Source organism: Shewanella sp. SM55 (assembly GCF_025654025.1).
GTDB classification, from domain to species: Bacteria; Pseudomonadota; Gammaproteobacteria; order Enterobacterales; family Shewanellaceae; genus Shewanella; species Shewanella oncorhynchi.
On record NZ_JAKKRS010000006.1, the window covers coordinates 48,685 to 72,649 of the forward strand.

Here is a 23,965-nt window from a genome sequence, read left to right on the forward strand (position 1 = left end):
CAAGTCATTCAACAATTTTACTGCCGAGGTAAAGCGTGAGGTGAGGGCGTCGATGGCTCCTACATTGCCGCAAACCGAGGCGGTTTCGGATATCAGCATGCAGCCCGCGGAATTATCAGCTGTCGCGTGTTTTGAGCGGCTGATCCAGACCTGTACCAAAATGCTCCGTACCCGAATTGAGGTGATGAAAGCCCGTGAAGAGGCGCGGGTGTTGGAGGCTGGTAAGGTTGAAGTAGCGACTCAGTATCGTTTAGATGAAGTCAAGCAAGCCATTAAGCTGGCTTTGCAGGCTCGTAAACCCGCAGGCTATATCAAGTCTAAAGAGATGAAAGCTATTGAAACCGCGGTGATTAAGCACCTTAACTTTATGCTACCAACTTTGGCACAATATGCCGAAATGATTTCAGGCAAACCTAAGCGAAACGCCTTGGTTTGCTCATCGGTTGCGGCAGCTGTGAAGGTCGCCAATGATGACGGTATCGGTCAAGAGCATACAGCAAGCTCTTCGCTGGAGCTTAAACCGGCTGCGCAGCGTAGAATTGAGCCAAGGGCTGCCAAAATTAAGCCGCAACTAAGGGCTTCGGCGCAGGCGCATTCTCCTGACGTTATCAATAAGCTGATGTCCATAGAAGCCCGTGAGCGTATCAGCCTGCTTCGCGGACTTTCCAAAACAGAGGCCGAGTGTGTGATGTCTGAAATCCAGCAGGCCATGGCACTGAACATCGAGCAGGATATCGCAGCTGTGGTGGCGCTTATCCGTGAAAAAGATCTGCCTCTCGAGGCCATCATTGCTGGATATGGGGCTGCATAAAGGGCTGATGCAGGCATTGTCGATAAGTTCGAGCTTGTTGCTTTAACTTTTTAATTAACCACAGGCGATTGAATATGAAGTCCAACGTCAGTTCTATGTTAACCCATCGGATTGGTCTCCTTCTCGTAACGTCAAGAAGCTGTAGGCTTGACATATTACGTCAGCTTTCTGATTATGACAGTTACGCGTTGGTTTGGTGGCCAGTGGAGGGTCTGTATATCCGCCAGTGAAGTGTTTTTCAGTTTTTTGCGTTATGTCAATGACATTCTCTTAACACCATCGTATTATCCGTATGGTGTTTTACAAGGAGTTTGCACTTTTATGTCGGTCCCCACACTATCTATTCAGCGTACCCCCAAATCTTGGCTTTGTGGCTTTCTCAGTCAACGTGGTTTGACTGCACCCAAAGCTCAGCCTCTATATGAGTATCAGGTCACCTCGGCAGAATATGCCGATCTTAAAGACATCTTATCTGACTCCGCAAGATTCTGTGATCATGGTAGGTTTTCAGCCGAGTGGTGTGCTGCTTTCATCCTCTATTGTGCCGAGTGGTTTCGCCGCGAATACAACCTCGAATGGAGCTGGCAACCCATTTTCCACACTATGGGATTTGAATTGTCACCAGGGCAGCGAGCAGACGTTGTTAGAGTGGGCTTAGAGCGATATTGGGGACGCAGTATATCCCGTTACCAGTCAGACAGATGTGACTATTTGGGATCAGTATTTAAAGAAGGTGGTTTGCCTTCAAAACAATTGTCTGAGGACTCGAATAACTATCAGCAGGCTTTTTCCACCATTTTTGGCCGTTATCAACAGGCTAAGGAATGGGGCCCGGAAGCGGTAAAGCAGCTTATCCGTGATCGAATTTTACGACTGCCAGAAAATTTACAGGGTGAAGAGTCCGTTGAGCTGATTTCAAATATGGTTGAGCAGCTTGATAGCCTGGTACATCAATTTGCACTGGAAAAGCAGGTAAGACCAGCTGCATACTTGGACGAGCATTTTCCAGAGTGGCGTCGAAGTTTTCCGTTGCCATTGGAAAGTGAGGTGGGTTCAGCCTTTCTCAGTCAGTTGCTGGTAGGTGCATCAGAGGCCGTAAAAAGGGTCGCGAGCCAACGTACTAGGCTGTGCTGCAGGCACTTTGTTTCTTTTGATAACCAGTCGTTCAGTACCGAAGTTGTGCTGCCGTTGAATTGTCGATTCGAGCTCTCCAGATTGCAGCTGACATCCGGTCGAATCGAGTTAGCTATTTTTGAAGGTGATAAGCAAATAGCTTCCCTCGGTCCTGCCTTTGTCCAGTTTGAAGCCGAACATGCAATAGCCCGGATGAGAATTGCCAGCACCTTGGTCAAACGACAACAGGTACAAAGCGAGCTCTATCTGGTTGCGATGCAGGGGGGACTGCGGCTGGCCGATATACGGTTGGCGGATAGCGCGCTTGAACTTGGGGAGGTGCCGCTTACTCTGATGGATGACGCTGGAAAATGGCGAGTATTAGCGCAGGCTTCTGTTACAACCAGTCGTGAAGAGGTTTTTGTGTTAACTTCTGCGCATGCACAGATGACTTTGGTTCATGGTCTATGGGAACATGGTTTCAACAGTATGCCGTTTGGTGAATTTAGCCTTACCCGACTTAAAGGCCGGTGTGAAATCATCACGACTGATTCAGAACGTTTTGTGATTACCACAGGTGCAGAAGATTATGGTTTTGGTACTGTAATGATTAAAGGGGAACAACTCAATTGGAAGACAACCCCTGCCTTGATTTTTTTAGGGGTACCATCAATTACATCAGCTGAACAGGCTTCAGAAATAGCGACTAATCAATACTCCAGTTATCTCGGCTCCCACAACATCAGTAGTTTACATGGTTCACAGCTCTATGGCCGTCATACATTTTCTGTCAGAACATCAGAAAATGTGACATTGCTGAAAAAACGGATAGGTATTCTTCCTCAGGACTTCTCGGTTGAGCTCATCGCCGGTGTGACTCCTGATAAAGGGGTTATCAAGATATTTACTGCTTTTTCCTGTATTACAAGGGTTCTATCAGACCTTGTTAACGTTGATTCTCTGAAAAAGCATTGCGGCGTAACAGAGATCTTATTGTCAGCCAAAGATATGCCACCAGAATCTGTGCGACTTGAGGTGACGGCAAGTCTGGGTTCTGAGCCGATATATATTGACGTGCCTTTTCCGTCAAAGGGGGCTTTAACCTATGACGCGAATGGTCAGGCGTTGGCAAATCAGCTTTCGGTTGATGATCTCTTTGGCGCGCGTTTGCATCTTTTTGCACAGCAAGGGTGCCCTGCCAGCTTTCAGGTTGAAGCGATTAGCCAATCTACAGGAAGTACAGTGCGCCCGCCTTATTATCGTTGGCAATATAAGGTAATGGACAAGCCTGTTCAGATAAGCCTATATGGATTGAGAGACGCGATTCTATCACTGCTGTCGACGTCTGATGCACTGGATGTAAAGGTCGACCTCTCCATCAGCGGGCCTGGTCGAACTATTCGACATAGGATCAGTCGTTACTCAATGATTCTTGAATACGATAAAGGTAACAACACCGTTTATCCTGAGTCTTTGGGTATTTTGCCATCATCCTCTTTAAAGCCGGCATTAATGAATTTAGCTAATCCGGAGCAGAAGCCTATTTTGCTTTCAAGTAGGCAGTCCCAAGGAGTGAATACCGAGGTATATGAATTGCCATCCTATGTAAAGGATGGCGGTCCTTGGTTGGTCATTCCCCAAGAGTCGAGCAACATAAAGTTTCGCGCCAAGTTCATTCCTGGTTCAGCGGAGGGAGTGAATCGCGACGAGTTAAAAACATTGCAGAAAGCAGCACGGCTCTATCATCCGCACTTTGTTCCAGATGCAATAAGCATAGTTTTGTCGCAGATGGCAGAGGATTGGACTCACAGTGGTTGGCAGTATCTTAGAGATACTTACCGGAGTTTTTCTTATTTGCCGCTATCGACGTTTGAGGTTTGGCGGCATTTGGTTAAAGACCCACGAGCTTTGGCTGTGGCACTGTTTCGGTTTGAATGTGATCCCCAATTAATTGCAAAAATCGATGATGAACTCCCTGTGTTATGGGCCTTTATTGAGCTAAAGCATTGGCAGCATGCTGCCAGCTTATTGGGGGCAAGTCTATCGGTTGTGGGTATATCGGATAGCCTCATCCGAGATATTGTGTCAAAGCAGGTTGATAAGCTTGCTGTGTCGATCCCTGTATTGGAGGATACAGTGGCGACGTATCTTAAGCATAAATCGACGTCGCCCCCTTTGCCAGTTCCAGTCATGCAACACATGATGAACGGTTGGTATCAGGCACTCCTTAATCAGCAATCTGATGAAGTGATATGGCCTGAGGAATTAGGAGAGGAAATTCGTAGTTGCTGCCTAGCACTTCGACAATTGCCATTCGATTTTTTGACTACAAGGACGTTCCACAATGGGGTGGTTTATGCCCCAATTTTCGCTGCCGCAATTGCCAGCGGAATAATCAAAGGTGCGGATACACTGCAGCGATCGGATGAAGCCTTATTCCACTTCCGCAAATTAAGAGACTTCGACCGAGATTGGTTTGAGCCTGTTTATCGTTGCTTTATCAATTATTTCACTCAGGCATAAACAAGGTTTGGAAAATGACACGTTTTTTTTCAGAGTTGGTGAATCAATCTATTTCCAGGGCAAGGGAAGCAACACTAAGCGTCCTTGGTATCACTAATCCATCGCTCAGAAACCACTTAAGTGAACTCTTGTCGTCTGAATGTGGCAACTCGCAGGCCATGCTTGCTCCGCCAGTTTTTGAACACACTTTTGGTTGGGAGTCAGGTGACTGGGATATGGCACAGCTTTCTAAAGAACTGCTGGCAGCAGAGCTGGTTGATGCCTTAGATGATGAAACCAATGGCCGCTATCGATTTAAAAAGTCGATTAAACCCTACACTCATCAGTTAACCGCATGGCAAACCTTACTGGAAGAACCGCCCAAATCAGTGGTTATTACTTCAGGCACGGGCTCAGGAAAAACCGAATGCTTCATGGTGCCTGTATTGCAGGATCTGTATCAGGAATATTGTTCTGCTGAAGCGCAGTTGGTGGGGGTTAGAGCTCTTTTTTTGTACCCACTAAACGCGCTCATTAACTCTCAACAGGAGCGACTTGACGCCTGGACCAAGCACTTCAATGGGGGTATCCGTTACTGTTTATATAACGGCAATACAGAAAACAGCGAGAATAAAAAACGACAGGAACAAAAGCAACGTCCCAATGAAGTACTGTCTCGCGAGCTGATGCGCAAATCACCAGCCCCCATACTGGTGACAAATGGTACCATGCTGGAGTATATGCTGGTAAGGCAGATTGACTCTCCGATAATTGATATTTCCCGCAAACAAAAATCACTCCGCTGGATTGTCCTTGATGAGGCCCATACCTATGTTGGCTCTCAAGCTGCTGAGTTGGCTTTACAGCTAAGACGTGTGCTGCAGGCGTTTGGGGTTGAAGCGAAGGATGTGCGATTCGTCGCAACCTCAGCAACAATTGCTGGCGCTGAAGCGAGTACACAACTAACGAAGTATCTTGCTGAACTTGCTGGTATATCTCCTGAGCAAGTCAAAGTCATTGATGGTAGGAGGATTATTCCTGAGCTCGACTTTGTCGATGGCGATTCGCTTAGTTTGAACGAGCTCGAGAGTATCGAGCCATCTGGGCAACCTGTTGAGAAAGGTAAACCAGACCCGGAAGTATCTAAAACCAGATTCTGTGCGTTGTTGGCATCTCCTTTGGCGAAGACGTTGAGAGAGGTGTTGGTTGAGAGTAAAACGCCACTGACCATCAATGAGATAGGGTTAAGAATTGCCAAGAGGCTTAACGAAGCACCATTGCCTCAAGCTGAAATTCTGCGGTGGTTGGACTTGCTGTCTGGGACAAAACCGTCGCCATCTCAAGAAGCGTTTGTCAAAGTCAGGGCACATTTTTTTCAGCGAATGACTAATGGCCTCTGGGCCTGTATCGATAAAAATTGTTCACATAAGAGGGGCTCTGCGCTTGAGCACTATTGGCCGTTCGGTTATGTCTATGCCGTCCAAGCAAACCACTGCGAATGTGGAGCGCCTGTGTTTGAGCTAAGTTTCTGCGGGGACTGTAATGAGCCACATCTCATGGCACGTGACCGAGGGGGGAAGTTGGTGCAGTGGAATGGCAACGCAGTTGACGAGTTCTCGCTGCAGCATGAATCCGCCGAGGACGATACTTCGACGCAAGATAACGATGAGTCTTCTTCGCTGCCAGCCATTATCGGGGCAAAACCTGATGCCAAAGGGGTATATCAGGATATTTTGCTTAGTAAAACCGGTGAACTCCATTCTTATGATTCAGATGGGTACAGGGTGGCTTTTGATGTTGGTGCTTCACTTACCTGCAGTAACTGTGAGTTTGGCGGAGGTAAACAGGGATTGCCGTTCAGACGGGCCTTGTTAGGGGCGCCATTTTACATTGCGAACGTAGTGCCGACCTTACTTGAGTTTTGCCCAGATTTCGATTCTGAAAATGATAAAAATGGCAAAATTGGGCCCCAGTCGCTGCCAGCCCGTGGTCGCAGATTGATAACCTTTACCGATAGTCGTCAGGGGACAGCCCGCTTGTCGGTACGGATGCAGCAGGAAGCTGAACGTTCCAAACTGCGTGGCGCTGTGGTTGAGGTATTGAAAGCCAAGCAGTTAGAACAGCCTGTTGATAATAATAAACCGGTAGAGGGAGTGACATCCCAAGACTTGAGACAGCAGGCTAAGACGCTTAGAACTATGGGGATGGAAGGGCCTGCATCTGTTCTAGAAGAACAAGCCAATGCCATGGATTCAGGTGTTGAACAGGTTCGAATAGTCGAGGTTGGTTGGCATGAAATGGTGAAAGCACTCGCCGGTAAGAGTGACTTCCAGGGCGGCATGCTGCTCTACAACCAGTACATGTCACCTGAGGTATTTAAACAAACCGACGGCAGTGTGAAATTGGCTGAAATGCTGCTTTTCCGCGAGTTTGTCCGACGGCCAAAACGCCAGAACAGTGCCGAGACTCAGGGCCTTGTGAAAGTTGGCTACGCAGGGTTGGAAAGGATTACGCTTTGTCCTCGTCGCTGGGAAGAACACGGACTGACTCTCGCTGATTGGCAAAGCTTTACCAAAGTATCATTGGATTTCTTTGTCCGTGAGAACACCTTTATCCGAGTAGAGGACGGTGGTTGGCTGCGCTGGATTGGTACCCGATTCTCGTCTAAGGCACTTAGAAACCCTGACTCTGACGAGCTCGATGAAGGCCGGATTAAAAAATGGCCTCAGGTAAAAAGTGGTCAAATGCACCGCTTGGTTAAGCTTTTATGTTTGGGAACGGGCCTTAATGTTGACTCTAATCGAGACAAAGAGCTGATCAACACTTGGCTGAAATCGGCATGGAGTGATTTAACAGAGAAGGCAAGGGTGCTTGTTGCAGATGAAAACCGCTTCGCTCTTAACAGAGAAAAATTAACTTTCTCATTTATTGACAAAGCGTATATTTGTCCGGTAACGAATAAATTGCTGGACAGCGCATTTAAAGGTTTTACGCCTTATCTACCCCAAAATATTCTTAATCCTACTGACTATAAATGTGAAGAGATCACATTCCCGGCAATCTGGCATTTCGATGCATCTCAGCTCGATTTTCAAAAAGGCTTATCTCATACGCGAGAATTGGTCAGTCAAAATGAGCATGTGAAGTCGCTTCGAGAGCGAAACCTGTGGACGGATATTAACGACCGGGCTGTGGAAGGTGGGTTCTATTATCGTACTGCTGAGCACTCAGCACAGCAAAGTACAGAGCGGCTGCAAGATTACGAAGACAAGTTCAAATCGGGAAAAATCAATGTGCTAAATTGCTCCACCACTATGGAAATGGGGGTGGATATTGGCGGGATTTCGGCGGTGGTGATGAATAACGTACCACCGCATCCTGCCAATTACTTGCAGCGGGCAGGGCGTGCTGGTCGAAGCAAAGAATCCAGAGCCATGTCATACACCCTTTGTAAAGCAAACCCCCATGACCAAGCGGTTTTCTCCAAACCGACCTGGCCGTTTGAAACAAAGATCCCTGCACCTTACGTTGCGTTCAACTCGGAGAGACTAGTTCAGCGTCATATCAACTCGATGTTATTGGCTGTTTTTTTGCGTGATGTTATTGGGTCAACCACGACAGAGACGACATCTTTGAACCTTGAGTGGTTTTATCTCCCACAAGATAGCTCAGTTTGCTCTCGTTTTCGTGACTGGCTGGCGAGCGATGCAGTTTGCTGGGATGGTGCAATACAGTCTTTGGTGCGCGGCACCGTGCTGGCCGGATATCAACCATATCAACTCAGAGAGCGTTCGGCCGAAGTACTGAAAAAGCTGGAAAACCGATGGCTAAAGGAATATCAATATCTTGAAGCAGAGCAAGCAAGTGCATTACCTGAAAGCCCTTATGCATATCGGTTGAAGCTTGAAAAAGCAAGGCTTTCCAAAGAGTATCTTCTGCGCGAGTTGGCATCGAAATCATTTTTACCTGGCTATGGATTTCCTACCGATGTTGTGAATTTTGACAACAACAATATTGAAGATTATTTGCGCAGCAGAAAAGAAGACAAAACTGCCAAAGAGGAAAGGGAAGACAACGTTTCACGTTTACGTGGTTTGCCCAGTCGCAATCTTGCGGTAGCAATACGGGAATACGCTCCAGGGGCGGAAATAGTGCTGGATGGTAGGGTTTTTCGTTCCGGGGGGATTTCGCTGCATTGGCACAATGTTTCTGACTCAGGCGCAAAAGAGGCCCAGAAATTTGATTTGGCTTGGCGCTGTGATTGCTGTGGTCAAACAGGCTTTGAAGAGGAAGTCACAGCATCTGAACTAAACATGGTGTGCACAAACCAAAGTTGCGGCCAACCTATAAAACCCCAACACATTCGTCGGGTATTACAGCCTACCGGTTTTGTTACTGATTTCTATACTTCACCTTCAAATGATATTACCAGCCAGATGTTCATACCTGTGGAGCCTTCTTGGGTCTCGGTAGGAAAAAATGCGACGGAAATATCGCTACCCAATGCCAATATGGGCTATATGGTCTCTTCTGCTGAAGGGACGGTGTTTAATCACAGTTCAGGACTGCATGGAACGGGGTATGCCTTGTGTATGCAATGTGGCCGTGCCGAATCGCTGGACAAAAACGGCGACTTTCCACACGCTTTATCGCCGTTTAAGCCACATAAACCATTGAAGGCTTCAAAGTTTGATAAACGGGGCGACATTAATACTCAGTGTGATGGTTCAGGAGCCCTCATACAAGGTGTTCATTTGGGAAGTCACGCCAAAACTGATGTTTTTGAGCTGGTCTTTAAACACCCTGTAAGAAACGAATACATCCCTGCTAACACAGAAGGTAAGACTGTCGCGACGACTTTGGCGGTCGCTCTCAGATTGGCTTTGGCCGATAAACTCGGGATAGGAACCGGAGAGCTTGGTTACGCCGCCAGACCTGCAATCGTGGATAGCACCCATGCAGCATATGTTGTTCAACTCTATGACATGGTGGCCGGTGGTGCTGGATTTGCCAGTTCTGTAAATGTTCATATCCAGTCTTTGATCGGCTCTATGGTAGAGAAACTAGCATGTGATAAATGCCGGTCTGGCTGCAGTGAGTGTCTACTTGAATCAGATACAAGGCATGATATCGACCTTATAGACCGAAATGTAGCTCTGGAATGGTTGGGCACGGAATTTTCTTTTTATAATCAGATTCCTGATCATATTAGAGTCGCTGACGATGCCAAATATCAACCTTTTTCCGTTGCTCACATAATCAAGGAGCAGATTAATAAAGGTGCCAATAGCCTTACGTTTTGGCTAAACGGGGACCGAAATGACTGGGATCTTAACCATCCTAACTTTAAGCGCACAATAAACACCTATTTGTCAGTGGATCAGGTTGATGTGACTTTGGTGATACCAGCGGCTGACATAGGGCGTGAGCTGTCACAAGAGTTATGGACATTGCAAATGTTGGGGGCAAAAATTGCGACAGGAGTGCTACCACAAAGTAATATTGTGGCTCAGATGGCGGGAGAGTCAACGTTGGTCACAGTTGCTTCAACTAACCCAGAGAACTCATTACCGGGCAGTGGTTGGCTTAAAGCGGATTCATTGGTAGTAACGAGCGAAACTATTCGGGAAGCTAAACTCGATATACTTGAATTCAAGTCCCCAGAAACTCATAGCATTGCTGGTTCGATCGAAATTGATAAAGAGCTCAATGGGAAGTTGCTTCGCTTTGGTGAGGCATTCTGGATGCATCTGTTCAAGCAGGAGCCCAAAATAATTGAGCTTTTGAGCAATAAGGATATTGAGGCTATCCATTATTCTGACAGATACATTCAAAGCCCTGCGACAATGTTAATGCTAACGCAGATCATTGCATCATTGTGCATGGTTAAGCCAAGTATCAAAACGCTAGTGCTTTATACTTTGTTCCACTCCAAAGAAAAGGTAGGAGTATGCTTGCATCACGACTGGGATAACGAGGAGGATTTTGTTGGTATCTATCGTGAATGGTTGAAAGACAAGACTAATATAGTCCCGGAAATTACTTGTCATAGTTCTCGCTTTGACATAGCACATCGCAGGCAGTTGCATTTGCATTTCTCCGATGGTGAGAGCGTCATAATCAAGTTGGATCAAGGTGTTGGCTATTGGTCAGTTAAAGATCCATTCTCAAAGAAAGCGGCGGTTGGTTTTGACTTTGAGACCGATTTTAAGCAGCAATTACAGACTCTGAAATCGCTGGAGAGTGATTTAACTGTTCATAATTCAAGTGATTGGACAACAGACGTTTATTTTCAGCATGTAATGGTTTAACCAATTCTTAACAAAAGGTTAAGCATTCTTTTTCGCGCCATATATGAAAGAGGGGATATCCAAAAGCCCCTCTTTCGATAGATTCATGAATTTAACACTCTAATTTGTATTGGATTCATCTTCGACATACATCAATAGTTCCCCTGGCTCACATTCAAAATACTTGCATAGGGCATTGATGGTATCAGTGTTAGTCACATTGCCTGGTACGTTGGCTATACGCGTCAATGTGGCACGGCTAATACCTGTCTTTTCACTCACTTCAGACAAGGTGATACGACGCTTTTCCTTGAACGCTTTTTCATCAAGCTGCTTGATGAGAAGAATCCTGATCATGTTCTATCCATAAGTCTTATTTGTCATCCATCATATCAAACGACTCATGCATGACGCAAATAAAGCTTGACTTTAATCTTTTATGGGTTATTTTAATCTAGAGAGATTCAAATGAATCATTTGTGAGTCAAGTTTGAATGTGCAAGGTGACAGGTATGAATACTTATCTTACTACTGAAGAGTTATCCATAAGGATTAAGTACGACGTTCGTACTATCCGCCAATGCTTAAAGGATGCGGTGCTATTTGAAGGTGTGCATTACATCCGGCCTTTTGGCGGGCGAAAAATTCTCTACATATGGGAACGAGTAGAGGAGTCTATGTTGCTCGGAGCCTCCGCCCATGATCTGATAAATCAGATGAACTAGGGGGTTGCCATGGGAACTGTAAATAGCCGTGATGGCAAACTTTATCTGGATTTTCGTTATAAGGGTATGCGCTGCCGAGAGCAGACGAGCCTTGGTGATAACTCAACTAATCGGCAGAAACTCAATAGATTGCTAACGCTACTCGAACAGCAAATTAAGGCCGGTAGCTTTGATTATGGGCATCATTTTCCTGATAGCCCTAAAGCTGAGTATTTCAGACAACTTGCCAATATTAGCCAACTTAAAGCTTCCGGAGGACGAATGAAGTTTGGCATTTTCGCTAATCGTTGGTTAGAAGAAAAACGAGTTGAGTGGCGAGTCAGTCAAATTGAGACCGTCGAAGGTATCCTTCGGTGTCATCTGTTACCCGCGATGGGGGATTGTATGATTGCTTCTATCAGTAAGACGGACATTCTAGGCTTTCGCACGAGTTTATGCGAACCGGATCTGGTCACCTTAAGAATTTTATCAGCCTCCCGCATTAACCACATCATGACGTATTTGCGATTGATCCTGAATGAGGCTGCCGAACGCTTCGAGTTTCAGAGTCCATGGCGAAATATTAAGGCGTTACCTATGCCAAGAAGTGAGATTCAGCCATTTTCTCTCAACGAAGTATACCAGATTATAGAGAATGTGAGACCGGATTTCCGAACTTACTACCTCGTTAGATTCTTCACGGGGATGAGAACAGGGGAAATCGATGGTCTGACGTGGGAAAATATTGATTTTACAAACAGATTGATCCACATCCGCCAGTCATTAGTTCGTGGCAGCCTTGGCCTAACTAAAACGTCAAGTTCAGACCGTGCGATTGCAATGAATCAGCCTGTATATGAAGCACTTCAGGCCCAAAGTGAGCTAACCAAAATTCGGAGCAAATTCGTTTTTTGTAACCGCCGTGGAGATGCACTGAGCCATCAGAATGTGACCAAACGTGTTTGGTATCCCCTGCTGGAAAGTCTGGCACTCGAAAAGCGAAATCCTTACCAGACCAGACACACTGCAGCAACCCTGTGGCTTGCAGCTGGAGAGAGCCCAGAATGGATTGCTCGGCAGTTAGGACATGCCAATACGGGGATGTTATTTAGAGTGTATTCTCGCTATGTACCTAATTTATTAGGGCAAGATGGCGCAGCGTTTGAACGGTTGATTGGCAATGGTCCAAAAGGGGAGTCGTCAAAATGAATATTAAATCCCGAACAAATAATGCTGATGACTTGGCCTGGGTACATCTGATAGAGCGGAGAAAACAGGTAGAGTTGTGGCAATTTAGCTGCTTAAGACAGTCTTATGCACTAGAGCTAACCCCCAATGTTATGGAAGGTGTAAACCCTGAGGGGCAGCTAGTGATGGTTCAGTGGAGCCCTAGCAATGATTTGCAGCGGGTAAAAATAACCTTGAATATCCATGAGGTTACCGATAAAGCTGCTGTGCATCATCATTTTAAACTTGTTCCCACAGGTTGTGAGTCAATCATTATCGATATTTGGGGGATTTTGGGACTTATCCATGATGAGGCATTAAGACGCTTTTACTTAGCGGTATTACTCAACAATGAGCTGATGGGACAGTTTTTTAACGCCAGAGCGAGCCGAAGTCATCATCATAATCATGCTTGTGGATTACTGGAACATAGCCATGAGGTGGCTGTTACGGCAGCAATGCTTTGCTGGCGATACAATGTTGGGCCTTTAAGTGTATGCGTCGCTTTTATTGGAGGCCTTTTACACGACATAGGTAAAATTCACCTTTTTTATAATGCAGATACTCGGGATGGCATTGCAGGTTCACACGAGTCATACAATTTTATGGTGTTGGCTGAGCCATTAGAGTTGTTGTATCGAAATTCCCCCAAGATTTTTGAGGCGTTGAGTAGTTGCTTGTCGGTCAAGATCGGGCGCCGCTCTGAGGCATATATTCCGGCCTCTATGGTGAGACTATGCGACAATCTCTCCATGGAAGTATGCCATTGGCGCACCGCTTTTGCAGATGTGCCTCCACATCATTGGTACGCTCATTCTGCTATGAACGATCAATGGTATAAGCGGCTCGGATGAAGCTTGGTGACATTAACTCTGTTCCCATTGCTTTATTTGCTCCGCTTTGAACAGGATAATCGCCAGCTGGTGAAATAAGGTTTTCAGTGCCGGGGAGGAATATTGGCTTATTGCTTCGTCGCCGCGTGTTTTTATGTGCCGTAAAAATAATGCTCCAGATCCTTCTGGATATTCATTTATTTTCTGTAACGTGTAGCAGGTTATCTGAAGGTTGCGGTGGCATTTCCACTGATTATAGGGTTTTCCATATTGATAATGCAGTATAAGGTGCCAGCGCTTCCAAGTAAAAAGCTTGCTTACCACTGCCATAAATCGCTGAAACTCTGTTGTTTTGTTAAAGAAAATCGACGGGTTACTGCTGGTTGTATGCGTTAAGTAATACTGAATAGCCCATTGTAGTTCGACGTTTCCTTTTTGACTCGACTTGAGTTCGCGACATACTTGTAGGGCTGAATAAATATCCTTTCGAACAGAAATGTCAATGGGTTCTGCTGGTAGCAGCGCATAACAACGTCTGTTTGAAAACAATCGGCCAATGCTTCGTGGTGTTTTTAACATCCGAAGTGCAGTTGCAGCATCTATCCAGCGTTTGACGCGTTCAGGAGTGAGGCGATACTGAAAGGCTACGTCTTGATAGTCATGACCAAGCTCAATACTCCTGAGTACCGCCAAGGCTTGATTGTAGTGACTGCTTTTTACAACCTCATTTTTCTGGCGGATTGTACTTTGGCGAATGCCGCTCACCGGACCCATAAAAGGGGCTAGCCGCTTTCTAAAAAATGGCAGCAAACGCACAGGAGTGATGTTTCCTGATTTTTGCATCACTTTATAACGGTGTGGGCGTACTCCAAGTACAATATTTGCTGTGTCTTCAGGTATTTCTTGAGCGTTTATTGCCAAATGGCTGCCCAGCAGTAAATCGGTAAAATGTAGATAGCTTCTGAATGTGGTGTCTGGACTGCTATGGCCAGCAAACACTGCCAGCGCAGAATATCTGTCTCGTAACCGGTCTTCACCAAATATCAGTTTAGATATTATCCTTTTTTGTGACGGTGGGTATGGCAACATCGCCTTGATAACTTCAGGTAATGTGATTAAGTCATCATGGGCAAGGAGTTGAAGTCTGGACAATGCTGTATGGCGAAGATGATATAGACGATAGTAAATTCCGCCGGTTAACTGAGACAATATCTCTTTCACCATCACGGATATTTGACCAGTATTGACAACTTGAAAGGGATTAGCGTCTTCGTGAATGAGCAATTCGTTATAACGTTCATGGCAAGCCATAAGGCGATCCCTAAGATAGCTTTCCATTAAACTTTTTTCGTTGTCGGTCAACAAAGGAAATAAAGGCACTTTTCGAAGCGCAGAGTCGGTTTTGTTATGCCCGTGGCGGCTTTCACGAACAAATAGCCAGCCGATAGAGGAAGGCTCAATGTCTTTTAGACGCAGTTTTGCGACTTCACCGGGTCTGAGACCTGTACGATAGGCAATGAGCAAATAGCATTTTAACATCCGTTGGGCTGCATGGTCTAAATCGTCTATATAATCGATTTGGCGAAGCAGGGCTGAAAACAGTGGCTCATCAACAATGGCTGCACTTACATGGGGAGTAATATTGCTACCTTCGCTTAGTGGCTGATTAAGAGGAGGGAGATCAAATCTCTGTTGTGCGAATAAATGTAGGTTCTCAAACCGACGAGCTTTATAGTGCAGTTCATGTTGACTATCAGTACGATTCATAATTTCTTGATAAATATCGATAAAGTCGTCACTGCTCAAGCTGTATAAGTCAATGTCTGCGGTCGCAGCCAACCAGTGGCCTCCAATTGCTCCAAAGTACCTATTCGCTGTTGATACTTCATTTTTCTCAGTAGTCAGGTGGTGAATGAGCCATTGAAGCAGGATCTCTTCGTTAGGGCAGAGGCTTGCTTGTGTTAGTTCTTGTAAATGAAGAACAACTTGGCGCTTTCCTTGGGGATTAGCGTTATTCTGCTTAAATATTTCTCTTATTTGGTTAAGCAGGTATCGGTTACCTAGCTTAAAACGGTGTGATGGCGATGTGACTGAAGGGTCTGTTTGTATTGGATTATACCATTTCTTGAATTGAGCAAAGTTTCTTACGTTGCAGGGGCCCGTTGCACCTTTAAATAATCTGAACCAGTAGGCATTGGGTAGGGATGCGCTTTTTTGACGTCCCAACGAATACTCTACCAACACTTGTGGTAACTCGACATTAGGTTGAGCCTCTGCAAAACAAATCCCACCTTGTTGAAACTGTTTTTTTGGAAGAATGAGTTTAAGTTCTGACTTAATTATCTCTAAACATTGATTGATTGATTTTGGGGGCCGCCAACTTCTTGTTCGGCTGTTTAGAAATGGCTTTATTAGCCCGAGACTTATTGGATCGGGGAAAAAATGAACCTCAACCTGAGCTTTATTAGGTTCAAAATCGTCTTGAACGGTGTAAAGGTTACTGGCAAAGTCCTGCCCTGGATTTGGTCTCAACGTTAGCCAGCAAAGGTCTTTATTGCCATTTAATGGTTTATCGCTATTTAATGCCTTCGCCAGCGCGGGCCATAGCTTAGGTCGATTCAGGCCCCCATAGCAAATGCAGCTCATCAGCAATCTGGCAAAGCATTGTTGGGGATCGGATGTTTTATCAAGCTTGTCTAGCAAACCGTCAATTTTTGATGCGAAAACAGAAGTATTGTGTTGCCAGGTCAAATTTCTAAGCGGTCGAACTCTACGAAGCGTGAGATAGTCTGAGGGAGGGTTGATCTGCCAAAGCCCTTGTCGGTTACCCGTTTCTAGTTGCCTGCAGATAAAAGCATATCCTCGGCGGTAAGCTGTTTCCGATTTGAGGGCCTTTCGCAGTTCTGAGTCAACCTGTGGCCAAACTGCCGAAAATCGGTCGTATTTCGGTGGTGTTTCAAACAGTTCAGGTAGATGATGTTCAAGTACGGCCAGAGCTTGTTTTATTATCGTTATATGACTTTTTTGCCGAGCAGCAGTTCTGGACTGATGCCCCAATAACCGTACTAGGGATTTCTGTTCATGTGGAAGGATCAGCGGGTTTTCCATGCGTCAACCACCGTAATTTCATGAGTGTTCAGTAGCGTTTCGATATGCTGAGCAATACGGTTGAGGTATTGAGTTGATAGCATGCTATGACGACCCATTGATTCTTCTCCAATATCTTCGTGTCCCATCCAACCATCTATTTCTGCCGGAACAACACCGAGACGCTTTAATTCGCTACGCATGTGATGCCTCCCCCAGTTGCCAGGCCAGGGTAACTGGTCTCCAAGAAATGCTTTTACTCTGGCAGGCGTGAGTTCTTGCGTAATTTGGGGGATGTTGTCCTGTTCTTGATGTTTTATAAAAAATAGAAGATTTCCGCTGCCTGTCATTGCCTCGTCTGCACGTTTGAAAATATCTTTTGCGATGAGTTGACTGCGTTTTTTCAACTCTTGAAGATGTTGTAGATAATGTTCAAGTTGCTTCACTGCAGTCTGTGGAAGTATCAGCGTTCTAGCAGATATCCCATGTCGGTTTTCTTTATCGCTAATCCACCAGGTATTGTTATGGCTGTTGAAATCGGTACGCTGTCCCATTGGTGCATTAACATCGCGGTGACCGGTTGCAAACGTCAAAAGCGCCCATACGTAGCAGACATAGTGATTATGTAGTGTCGTGAGTTCTTCCAAAGATTGCTTTCGCGGGCGAGGAATTTGGCTCCTCAAAACGCGAAAAAAATTGTGTAAAGTCGATGGAGGGAGATGTAATGCACTTCCCAGTTGCTTTTTGATGGGCTTTACTTCGGGGAGTTGCGAAGCGATCTCAGCTATCTCGAAGATTGAACTCACGTATCTGTGGTGGTTTTCAATCAGTTTATCTGCATCGAAATTTGAATAGCTCAGTGCAGGCTGGTTTCGGGGGGCTCGCCCTTTTATGAGTCCGACTTCGGCACGATCTAGTCCATTATTGATATACCAATGTTCAAGAAAACGGGTGATTCTTCCGAGACTTAAACGACATCGGTGTTGCTTGTTGATGTCATTAATGACGGACTTCAAGTCTGCAGTGCCCACGTTTTGAGTAAGCTTATCTTGTAAACATTGAGGGAGCGGCAGCACCAAATGGTTTGTTATATTGTTCAAACATTTTTCTAGTCTTACATCTTGTTTGCTTGCTGGTACTGTGTGGGTTAGAGATATGCAAGGGCGATTTTTGTAATGTGTGAGACAAAATGTATTTGAAGATTGTCCTAGTGAAATAGGATCTCGACCGCATAGCAAGCACAGCAGTAGAGTTGAGCAGCTATCTGGGTTTACTCCAGTTTTAATTCCATTGGTCGTAAAACGAATGAGTTGACATATATCCCATTCGGTCAGTTGATTGTAACTGCAATTTAAGGATAACTGCATAATGCCGAGTTTTTCAGTCAGACACTTATGCTGTATAGCCCGTACCGCTCTTGAGGATGGGGGATTCGTTAAGGGTTTATCTTCAATACGAAATGTTCGACCGGCTGTTACCGATATTGCCTCATCTCGTTCTTGAGCTGTCGTCGGTTTTGTGGATGCGACACATAGTTCTTTAACCTCAAGGCCTGCGTCTTCAAATGCATCAACTGGATTAAGTTCGATGAAGGTGTCAGGGTCTGAAATAGGAGGTATTCTAATTCTTCTTCGTCGTCTTTTGCTCCCTGATACTGCTTCTCTAAGCACTAACTCCAAGTAGCCAAGGCCGTATTCTTGCGGGGCAGGATATTTTTCCTTCCGTAGTTCTTTAAGTTTTGACATCAGTAGTTCAACTGATGATGCGTCATCCAATTCTGGCAGTATATCTAATAGTTTTCGATGCTTGGGGTCCATCGCTACCAGACGTAGCTCGCGTAATGCATTTTCATTTCCTGAGGTTGCGAGTTGCTTGTCATGGGTATAGCGTATGAAACAACAGATAAGAACAATCGATTGGTATGCTGTGTATTTCGTTCTCCATTGTGGCGTGGCATTGGGGGGTAACACTGCACAAATGGTGGCAGCAAATGGGTATGATGTAAGATGCTTATTTTTCTTTAAAATTCCAAATATTTCAGTGTTACTGACAGAGCCTGAAGACATTTTTGTTATCAGAATTTTTACTAGCCTATCTATTAGCTCGAATTGCTCCCAATAGCCTGCTGGAAATGCTTGAATACTATAGGCTAGTTGCATTAACAGCGTTTGCTTGAGCTCTGGATTTAAATGCTCTGGCGCAAAATATTTGCTTAAAAATTCCTTTAATTTTTTGCTGGTGTTGCGTGCAGGAGGAGTCATTATTTGGGCTCCCATGGCATTGCTAATTCGGCGAGAATATCGACAGAATCAGATATTGGGCATTTAGGAAACTGGCGCTGCCGCTGCTGAACCAGAGTGCCTCTCGAGATAGATAACAAATCACAAAATAGCTGGTCAGGTAGTGTATCCTTCCCAAAGAGTTCTCGTGAAAACTGCTCTGGCAGGCCTTGGCGCCAAGCATCAATAAAAGTGGCAACATTTTTAGAATTGATGGATAGACTGAGCACTTGCAATAGTGATAACCATGCTTTTTTCTCGACGCTTTCAGGCGTCAATTGGTCTTGAGTATTTGTTTCTAAAACCAGAAGAGTACCTTCTGGTGGGCGACCATTTTCCCAAAAAAGTGCTGCCCAGATAGGGCTATAAAACTGAAATGTTCTTGTATAGTGTTTTGCCTTATTGATGCTGGCTTTCGAATCTATGTACTCCAAGCAATATATTGTTTGGGAGGCAAATTCAGACCTGATAATTGCAGGTAAGGCATGTAGATTACATAACCCAGGTAATGATTGCATTACATCGAAAGCTTTTCTCGCTGCTGGATGTAAGTTCACCTGATGCTTCTTTTGGAGCTTTAAAATTATTTGGGCCATCAGAATTCCATTTCCTGTGATTGCGTCCTTCCTTTAATATAGGGCTCACTTTTTCATCTCCCAAGTGTGATCAAAAGTTGATCGGTAAAAAGATCGATTTATGTGATCGTGATCTGGTTTTTTCCATAATCGAATTTATGAACAAGACCTAAAGTTGTGAATTATTTAACTTTCCAATGGATTATTCCTAGCCCTGCAATGGCAATCCACTAACTGGAAAACCCATACCTGGAACCGTTAACTCTGAGTCTTCTTTAAACTTCATGAGAGTTGTGCGAGAAATTGTGCGTGCTGCAGTTGTTGAACAAGACGGAGAAATGAAAACTTTGTAGCCGTTTATAAGCTGCCCTTTAATAGATATTAAAATGCAGATGTCGTTGTTCCTATCACAAACTCGATATCTTCGTTTTAAAACTGCTTACTGTTGCGATTTTATGAGTATAAAAGTCATCTAGTTAAATGGTGGCGATTAACAAATAAACATGTTGCTTAATCTATTCATTAATGTAATGGTTAGTGGTATTTTCTGGAGAGTTATGCTGTGTATCAAATACTTAAGGAACGTCATCGACGGGAGCGAGGCTCTGAAGAATCCCCTGATGATTTACAAATAAATCATCAAATTAGAGTGGAAGCGCATCTTGTTGCATGATCAAATGGTTTCGCTAAAAACTACACTTGGACAACAAGATGCGCGAAGCCAATATCCTACAACATTCTTTACACCAATACTGCCCAGAACTTCACCTAAAACGATTAAACAGCTTGATGCTGGCCTCTAAGGCACTGATTGAATGTAAGACACTGACCTTGACTGAGTTAGGTCGAAATTTACCAACCACGGCCCGAACCAAGCACAACATCAAGCGCATTGATCGTTTGCTCGGCAACACGCATCTGCATCAAGAACGGTTAGCTGTCTACCAATGGCATGCCAGCCTCATCTGTTCTGGTAACCCTATGCCGATTGTGCTCGTCGATTGGTCAGACATCCGAGAGCATAAACGCATCATGGCTCTGCGCGCCTCAATAGCCTTCAATGGCCGCTCTATTACCCTGTATGAGAAGTCCTATCCCCTATCAGAACAATGCTCTAAGGCCTCCCACAACGGTTTTTTAGCGGACTTAGCCAAGATTTTACCTTTGCATGTTACCCCTCTCATCGTGACTGACGCGGGGTTCAAAGTGCCTTGGTACAAAGAGGTTGAGGCGCATGGTTGGTTTTGGCTAAGCCGTATTCGCGGTACAGTTCAATTTGCAGATATTGGCGCTGAAAATTGGCGTGCAGTTCGCAGTACACATGACTTGGCCAACGGTCAAGCGAAGAGCCTGGGTTGTAAGACCTTGACCAAAACTAACCCTATCAATTGCCATCTCACGCTTTATCGATCGTAGCAAACCTAAGGGGCGTACAAATCAGCGTTCAACGAGGACTAATTGCCACCATCCATCGGCAAAAACGTACTCAACATCGGCGAAAGAGCCTTGGGTGTTAGCCAGCAATTTACCACCAGAATCTCGGAGCCCAAAGCAGCTGGTAAACCTGTACGCCAAACGTATGCAAATAGAGGAAACCTTTCGTGACCTCAAAAGCCCGGCATACGGCTTTGGCTTACGCCAAAGTCGTACCAACAGTCCAGAGCGATTCGACATCATCCTACTGATAGCGTTGATGGTTCAATGCCTGTTGTGGCTAGTTGGTTTACACGCACAGCAACAGGGCTGGGATAAGCATTTTCAGGCCAATACCATTGGGCATCGAACGGTACTCTCAACGATTCGCTTGGGATTGGAGGTACTCAGGCGGCCTGATTATCAAATCACGGAGAAAGAATTGCTGGCGGCCTGGGTATTATTCGCCAATCAGTTGCTCAAATATGGCTATGCTATGGCTGATTTATGAGGGGATCCTTCAGAGCGAGGCTCCTACCCACAAGCTCTTTCATTGCGCGTCCATCGAGCCTTGAGTTGGCTCAATAAAGCTGAGCAGTGTGAGGATTATGATTCTCAGTTTATTTTCCTGTGGATAGCTTTCAATGCAGCTTATGCGCAGGATTTTGATTCTACACAAGACTTTTGTGAGCGTGGTCTATATCAAGAGTTTTTGGCAAAAATTGGGTTCTTAGATACATCTAAAAAGCTATCTGAAATTGTCTGGTCTCACTATTCCACATCTATCAGACTGATCTTAAACAATGAGTATATTTTTCAAGCATTTTGGAAGTTTAAATCTGGACAAATTAGTGAGGAAAAGTGGAAGCTAGAGCAGTCAAAAGCAAAAAATGCAGCAAATAATGCTTTAGCGAGTGGAGATACCACCACCGTTTTGAGCATTTTGTTTTCAAGGCTTTACACACTTAGAAATCAACTGCTTCACGGAGGTGCTACATACAATAGTCAGGCAAATCGTGAGCAACTGCGTGATTGCTCCTCATTGCTATCTAGCATTGTGCCAATAGTTATTGAACTCATGATGGACGGCGCAGATCAGGTATGGGGGGATGCAATATACCCGTTAGTGCAAGACTAATCTTGAAAAAGCTAATTGCTTGGATTTCTTTACTGGAAAGTCTTAATAAAAGTTATCAATACTAAAATTAATCAGGGAAATATTAACATTTATACATCCGGTGGGACACATCCTGTCTCAACCTTGCTGTAGTATATGGAATATTCTAGAAGGAACTTGATCTAATCTTTATGAAAAGCAATATTCTTGCAAATCGTTTAGCCGATATCGCTGCTAGGGCATACTCTGGACAGTTGCTAAGCGTTAACGATTTGGCTGAACAATATAAGGTCAGTACTAAAACAATACGTAGAGATTTTGACCGTTTATGCGCCATTCTCGAACGTTGCCCTGAAACAGGAAATTACCTTCTTTCGGCGTCCGCTCGAAGTCAATATAACGAACAAGATCTTGTTCGCTTGATTAATGATCTTGGACTCAAAAAAGCACTTCCGCTTAAAGCTGCTCGGTTTCTTCGTAGTTTTATTAATAACTCAACCAGCGACTGTTATCACTTTCAAGAGCAACCTCTTGAGGCTGACTTTATTTCTTCGCTTCATAGTGCCTTTGAAACTGCGATTAAAAATCGAAGAACCGTTAGTTTCTTATACAAAGATAAGTCTCGGATGGTTTCACCATACCTCATGGTTTACAGCCATGGCAGCTGGTATTTAGCAGCAATTTCAGAAGGCACACTCAAGACTTTCTCACTTGCTCGTATCAAGTTCGTATGCGTCCACAAAGAGCACTTTGTCTATGACCCATCGGTTGTTGAGAAAATTAAAATGCAAGACACCATTTGGTTTGGACAGCCCATCTTTAATGTGACTCTCGAAGTGTCGCAGGACGTTGCTTTCTACTTTGAACGTAAAGCCCTTCTACCAAAACAAAAAATCGTCGAAAAGCGACAAGATGGCTCGCTCGTGATTTCCTCCTCAGCATGGAGTTACAACCAAATCGCCCCGATCGTTCAATATTGGATACCTAACATTCGCGTTCTCTCTCCATGCGAACTCGATACCTACATTCGAAAAAATTTAACGTCTTGGTTAAACCAAACAGACTGTGAAACTGAAAGCGTAGTGCTATGAAGAAAAAAACAAAATGTATACTCGTTGCTGCCTCTATGAGTGCAGGAAAATCCTCACTTATAAATGCGCTTATCGGTAAAGAGCTTCTGCCTGCGGGCAACGAGGCGACTACAGCCAAAATAGCTCGTATAACCGTAGGCGCGAAAACAAAGCCGAATGCAATGGCCTATTCCCACTCGGGAAGTATTATTGCATCAAACAACATCCTTTGCGCTGAAAAAATCCGCGAGTGGAATCGTTCGGACGACATCGCAGCTTTTGATGTTGCCATTCCCTATTCAGGAAGCAAGCTACATTCGATGTCGGCGGGTTATACCTTAGTTGACACACCAGGAGCCAATAACAGCAGGGACGAACGACATAAGGAACGGTTTATAAATGTATTAAAGGAACACCCTAAAAGCCCAATTCTTTACGTGCTTAATGCAACACAGCTTGGTACCACTGATGATGCGGAGATCATTCGTACCATTCGAGAAATTTGCCCGAAACAAAGCATCATCTTCGCTCTGAACAAAGTAGATGAACTGGATGAAGAAAAGGGGGAAACCGCCAAACATTATGTAACTTTAGCGAGCAAATATTTAGAAGGGCTTGGCTACAAAAAAGCCCAAATTATACCGCTTATGGCGCAGTCTGCTTTGATAGCAAAAAAATCACTAAATCACGTTGAGCTAAAGCGTAGAGAACGAAATATCCTTGGGACTGAATTGGTTCGTTTTCGTGAAAATCCATTTCACTTCAATAGTGCTGCCGCCGTGCCGCCTGTACTAAAGAAAAATGTGCGAAGAAGGCTCACAAAAATTTTGAAAGGGAAAATCCCAGTGATGAGTAAAACGGAGCTGAATGCCTTCATTGACTACACAGGCTTAAGCACGGTGAACACTCTCATCATGGGCGCAGCATAAACACAGGCTGATTAA

The 23,965-nt window shown here is 44.8% G+C and carries 13 protein-coding genes and 1 pseudogene; 10 read left to right on the forward strand and 4 right to left on the reverse strand.

Features of this window, described 5'->3' with window-relative positions; genetic code table 11:
* Window positions 1-52: 52 nt before the first annotated feature.
* The 3 genes from L5L91_RS09605 (at window position 53) to L5L91_RS09615 (ending at window position 10,737) form a co-directional block, all read left to right on the forward strand.
* A complete protein-coding gene (locus L5L91_RS09605; protein ID WP_263236250.1) occupies window positions 53-811 on the forward strand; it encodes a hypothetical protein in 759 nt (252 codons plus the stop codon).
* Between the two features lie 147 nt (window positions 812-958).
* Window positions 959-4,447 (forward strand): STY4851/ECs_5259 family protein, encoded by a 3,489-nt coding sequence (locus L5L91_RS09610; protein ID WP_263236251.1) that lies wholly within the window; start codon window positions 959-961, stop codon window positions 4,445-4,447.
* Between the two features lie 14 nt (window positions 4,448-4,461).
* Complete coding sequence (locus tag L5L91_RS09615) at window positions 4,462-10,737, forward strand: DEAD/DEAH box helicase (protein WP_263236253.1); 6,276 nt, start codon at window positions 4,462-4,464, stop codon at window positions 10,735-10,737.
* Window positions 10,738-10,836: 99 nt separating this feature from the next.
* Here L5L91_RS09615 and L5L91_RS09620 read toward each other — a convergent pair whose 3' ends face one another.
* Window positions 10,837-11,073, reverse strand: a complete 237-nt coding sequence (locus tag L5L91_RS09620) for a helix-turn-helix domain-containing protein (protein WP_172591336.1) — start codon at window positions 11,071-11,073, stop codon at window positions 10,837-10,839.
* Between the two features lie 155 nt (window positions 11,074-11,228).
* Here L5L91_RS09620 and L5L91_RS09625 point away from each other — a divergent pair, with 155 nt between their 5' ends.
* Genes L5L91_RS09625 through L5L91_RS09635 form a run of 3 tightly spaced genes read left to right on the forward strand, consistent with a single transcriptional unit; the run spans window position 11,229 to window position 13,501 of the window.
* The gene (locus tag L5L91_RS09625; RefSeq protein ID WP_254053132.1) at window positions 11,229-11,441 is read left to right on the forward strand and encodes a hypothetical protein; all 213 of its coding nucleotides are present in this window, start codon (window positions 11,229-11,231) and stop codon (window positions 11,439-11,441) included.
* Between the two features lie 9 nt (window positions 11,442-11,450).
* The gene (locus tag L5L91_RS09630; RefSeq protein ID WP_263236257.1) at window positions 11,451-12,629 is read left to right on the forward strand and encodes a site-specific integrase; all 1,179 of its coding nucleotides are present in this window, start codon (window positions 11,451-11,453) and stop codon (window positions 12,627-12,629) included.
* On the forward strand, window positions 12,626-13,501 hold the full coding sequence (locus L5L91_RS09635) for an HD domain-containing protein (protein WP_263236258.1): 876 nt from the start codon (window positions 12,626-12,628) through the stop codon (window positions 13,499-13,501). Before L5L91_RS09630 ends, L5L91_RS09635 begins: the two co-directional genes overlap by 4 nt.
* Before the next feature lie 12 nt (window positions 13,502-13,513).
* On the opposite strand, the gene L5L91_RS09640 is transcribed toward L5L91_RS09635, so the two are convergent.
* From L5L91_RS09640 to L5L91_RS09650, 3 genes are read right to left on the reverse strand one after another with little or no spacing between them, the layout of a single operon-like run.
* The gene (locus L5L91_RS09640; protein ID WP_263236259.1) at window positions 13,514-16,588 is read right to left on the reverse strand and encodes a site-specific integrase; all 3,075 of its coding nucleotides are present in this window, start codon (window positions 16,586-16,588) and stop codon (window positions 13,514-13,516) included.
* Entirely contained in the window at window positions 16,573-18,828 is a 2,256-nt protein-coding gene (locus tag L5L91_RS09645) for a hypothetical protein (RefSeq protein ID WP_263236261.1), read from the reverse strand. The genes L5L91_RS09640 and L5L91_RS09645 overlap by 16 nt, the downstream gene beginning before the upstream one ends.
* A complete protein-coding gene (locus L5L91_RS09650; RefSeq protein WP_263236262.1) occupies window positions 18,828-19,442 on the reverse strand; it encodes a hypothetical protein in 615 nt (204 codons plus the stop codon). The genes L5L91_RS09645 and L5L91_RS09650 overlap by 1 nt, the downstream gene beginning before the upstream one ends.
* A 690-nt stretch (window positions 19,443-20,132) precedes the next feature.
* Here L5L91_RS09650 and L5L91_RS09655 point away from each other — a divergent pair.
* The 4 genes and pseudogenes from L5L91_RS09655 (at window position 20,133) to L5L91_RS09670 (ending at window position 23,950) form a co-directional block, all read left to right on the forward strand.
* A pseudogene (locus L5L91_RS09655) lies at window positions 20,133-21,345 on the forward strand (IS4-like element IS10A family transposase).
* Between the two features lie 60 nt (window positions 21,346-21,405).
* The gene (locus tag L5L91_RS09660; protein ID WP_411569327.1) at window positions 21,406-21,972 is read left to right on the forward strand and encodes a hypothetical protein; all 567 of its coding nucleotides are present in this window, start codon (window positions 21,406-21,408) and stop codon (window positions 21,970-21,972) included.
* A 170-nt stretch (window positions 21,973-22,142) separates the two neighbouring features.
* Window positions 22,143-23,042, forward strand: coding sequence for a helix-turn-helix transcriptional regulator (locus L5L91_RS09665; RefSeq protein ID WP_263236264.1), 900 nt, complete (start codon window positions 22,143-22,145; stop codon window positions 23,040-23,042).
* A complete protein-coding gene (locus tag L5L91_RS09670) occupies window positions 23,039-23,950 on the forward strand; it encodes a dynamin family protein (protein ID WP_218678029.1) in 912 nt (303 codons plus the stop codon). The genes L5L91_RS09665 and L5L91_RS09670 overlap by 4 nt, the downstream gene beginning before the upstream one ends.
* Window positions 23,951-23,965 lie beyond the last annotated feature (15 nt).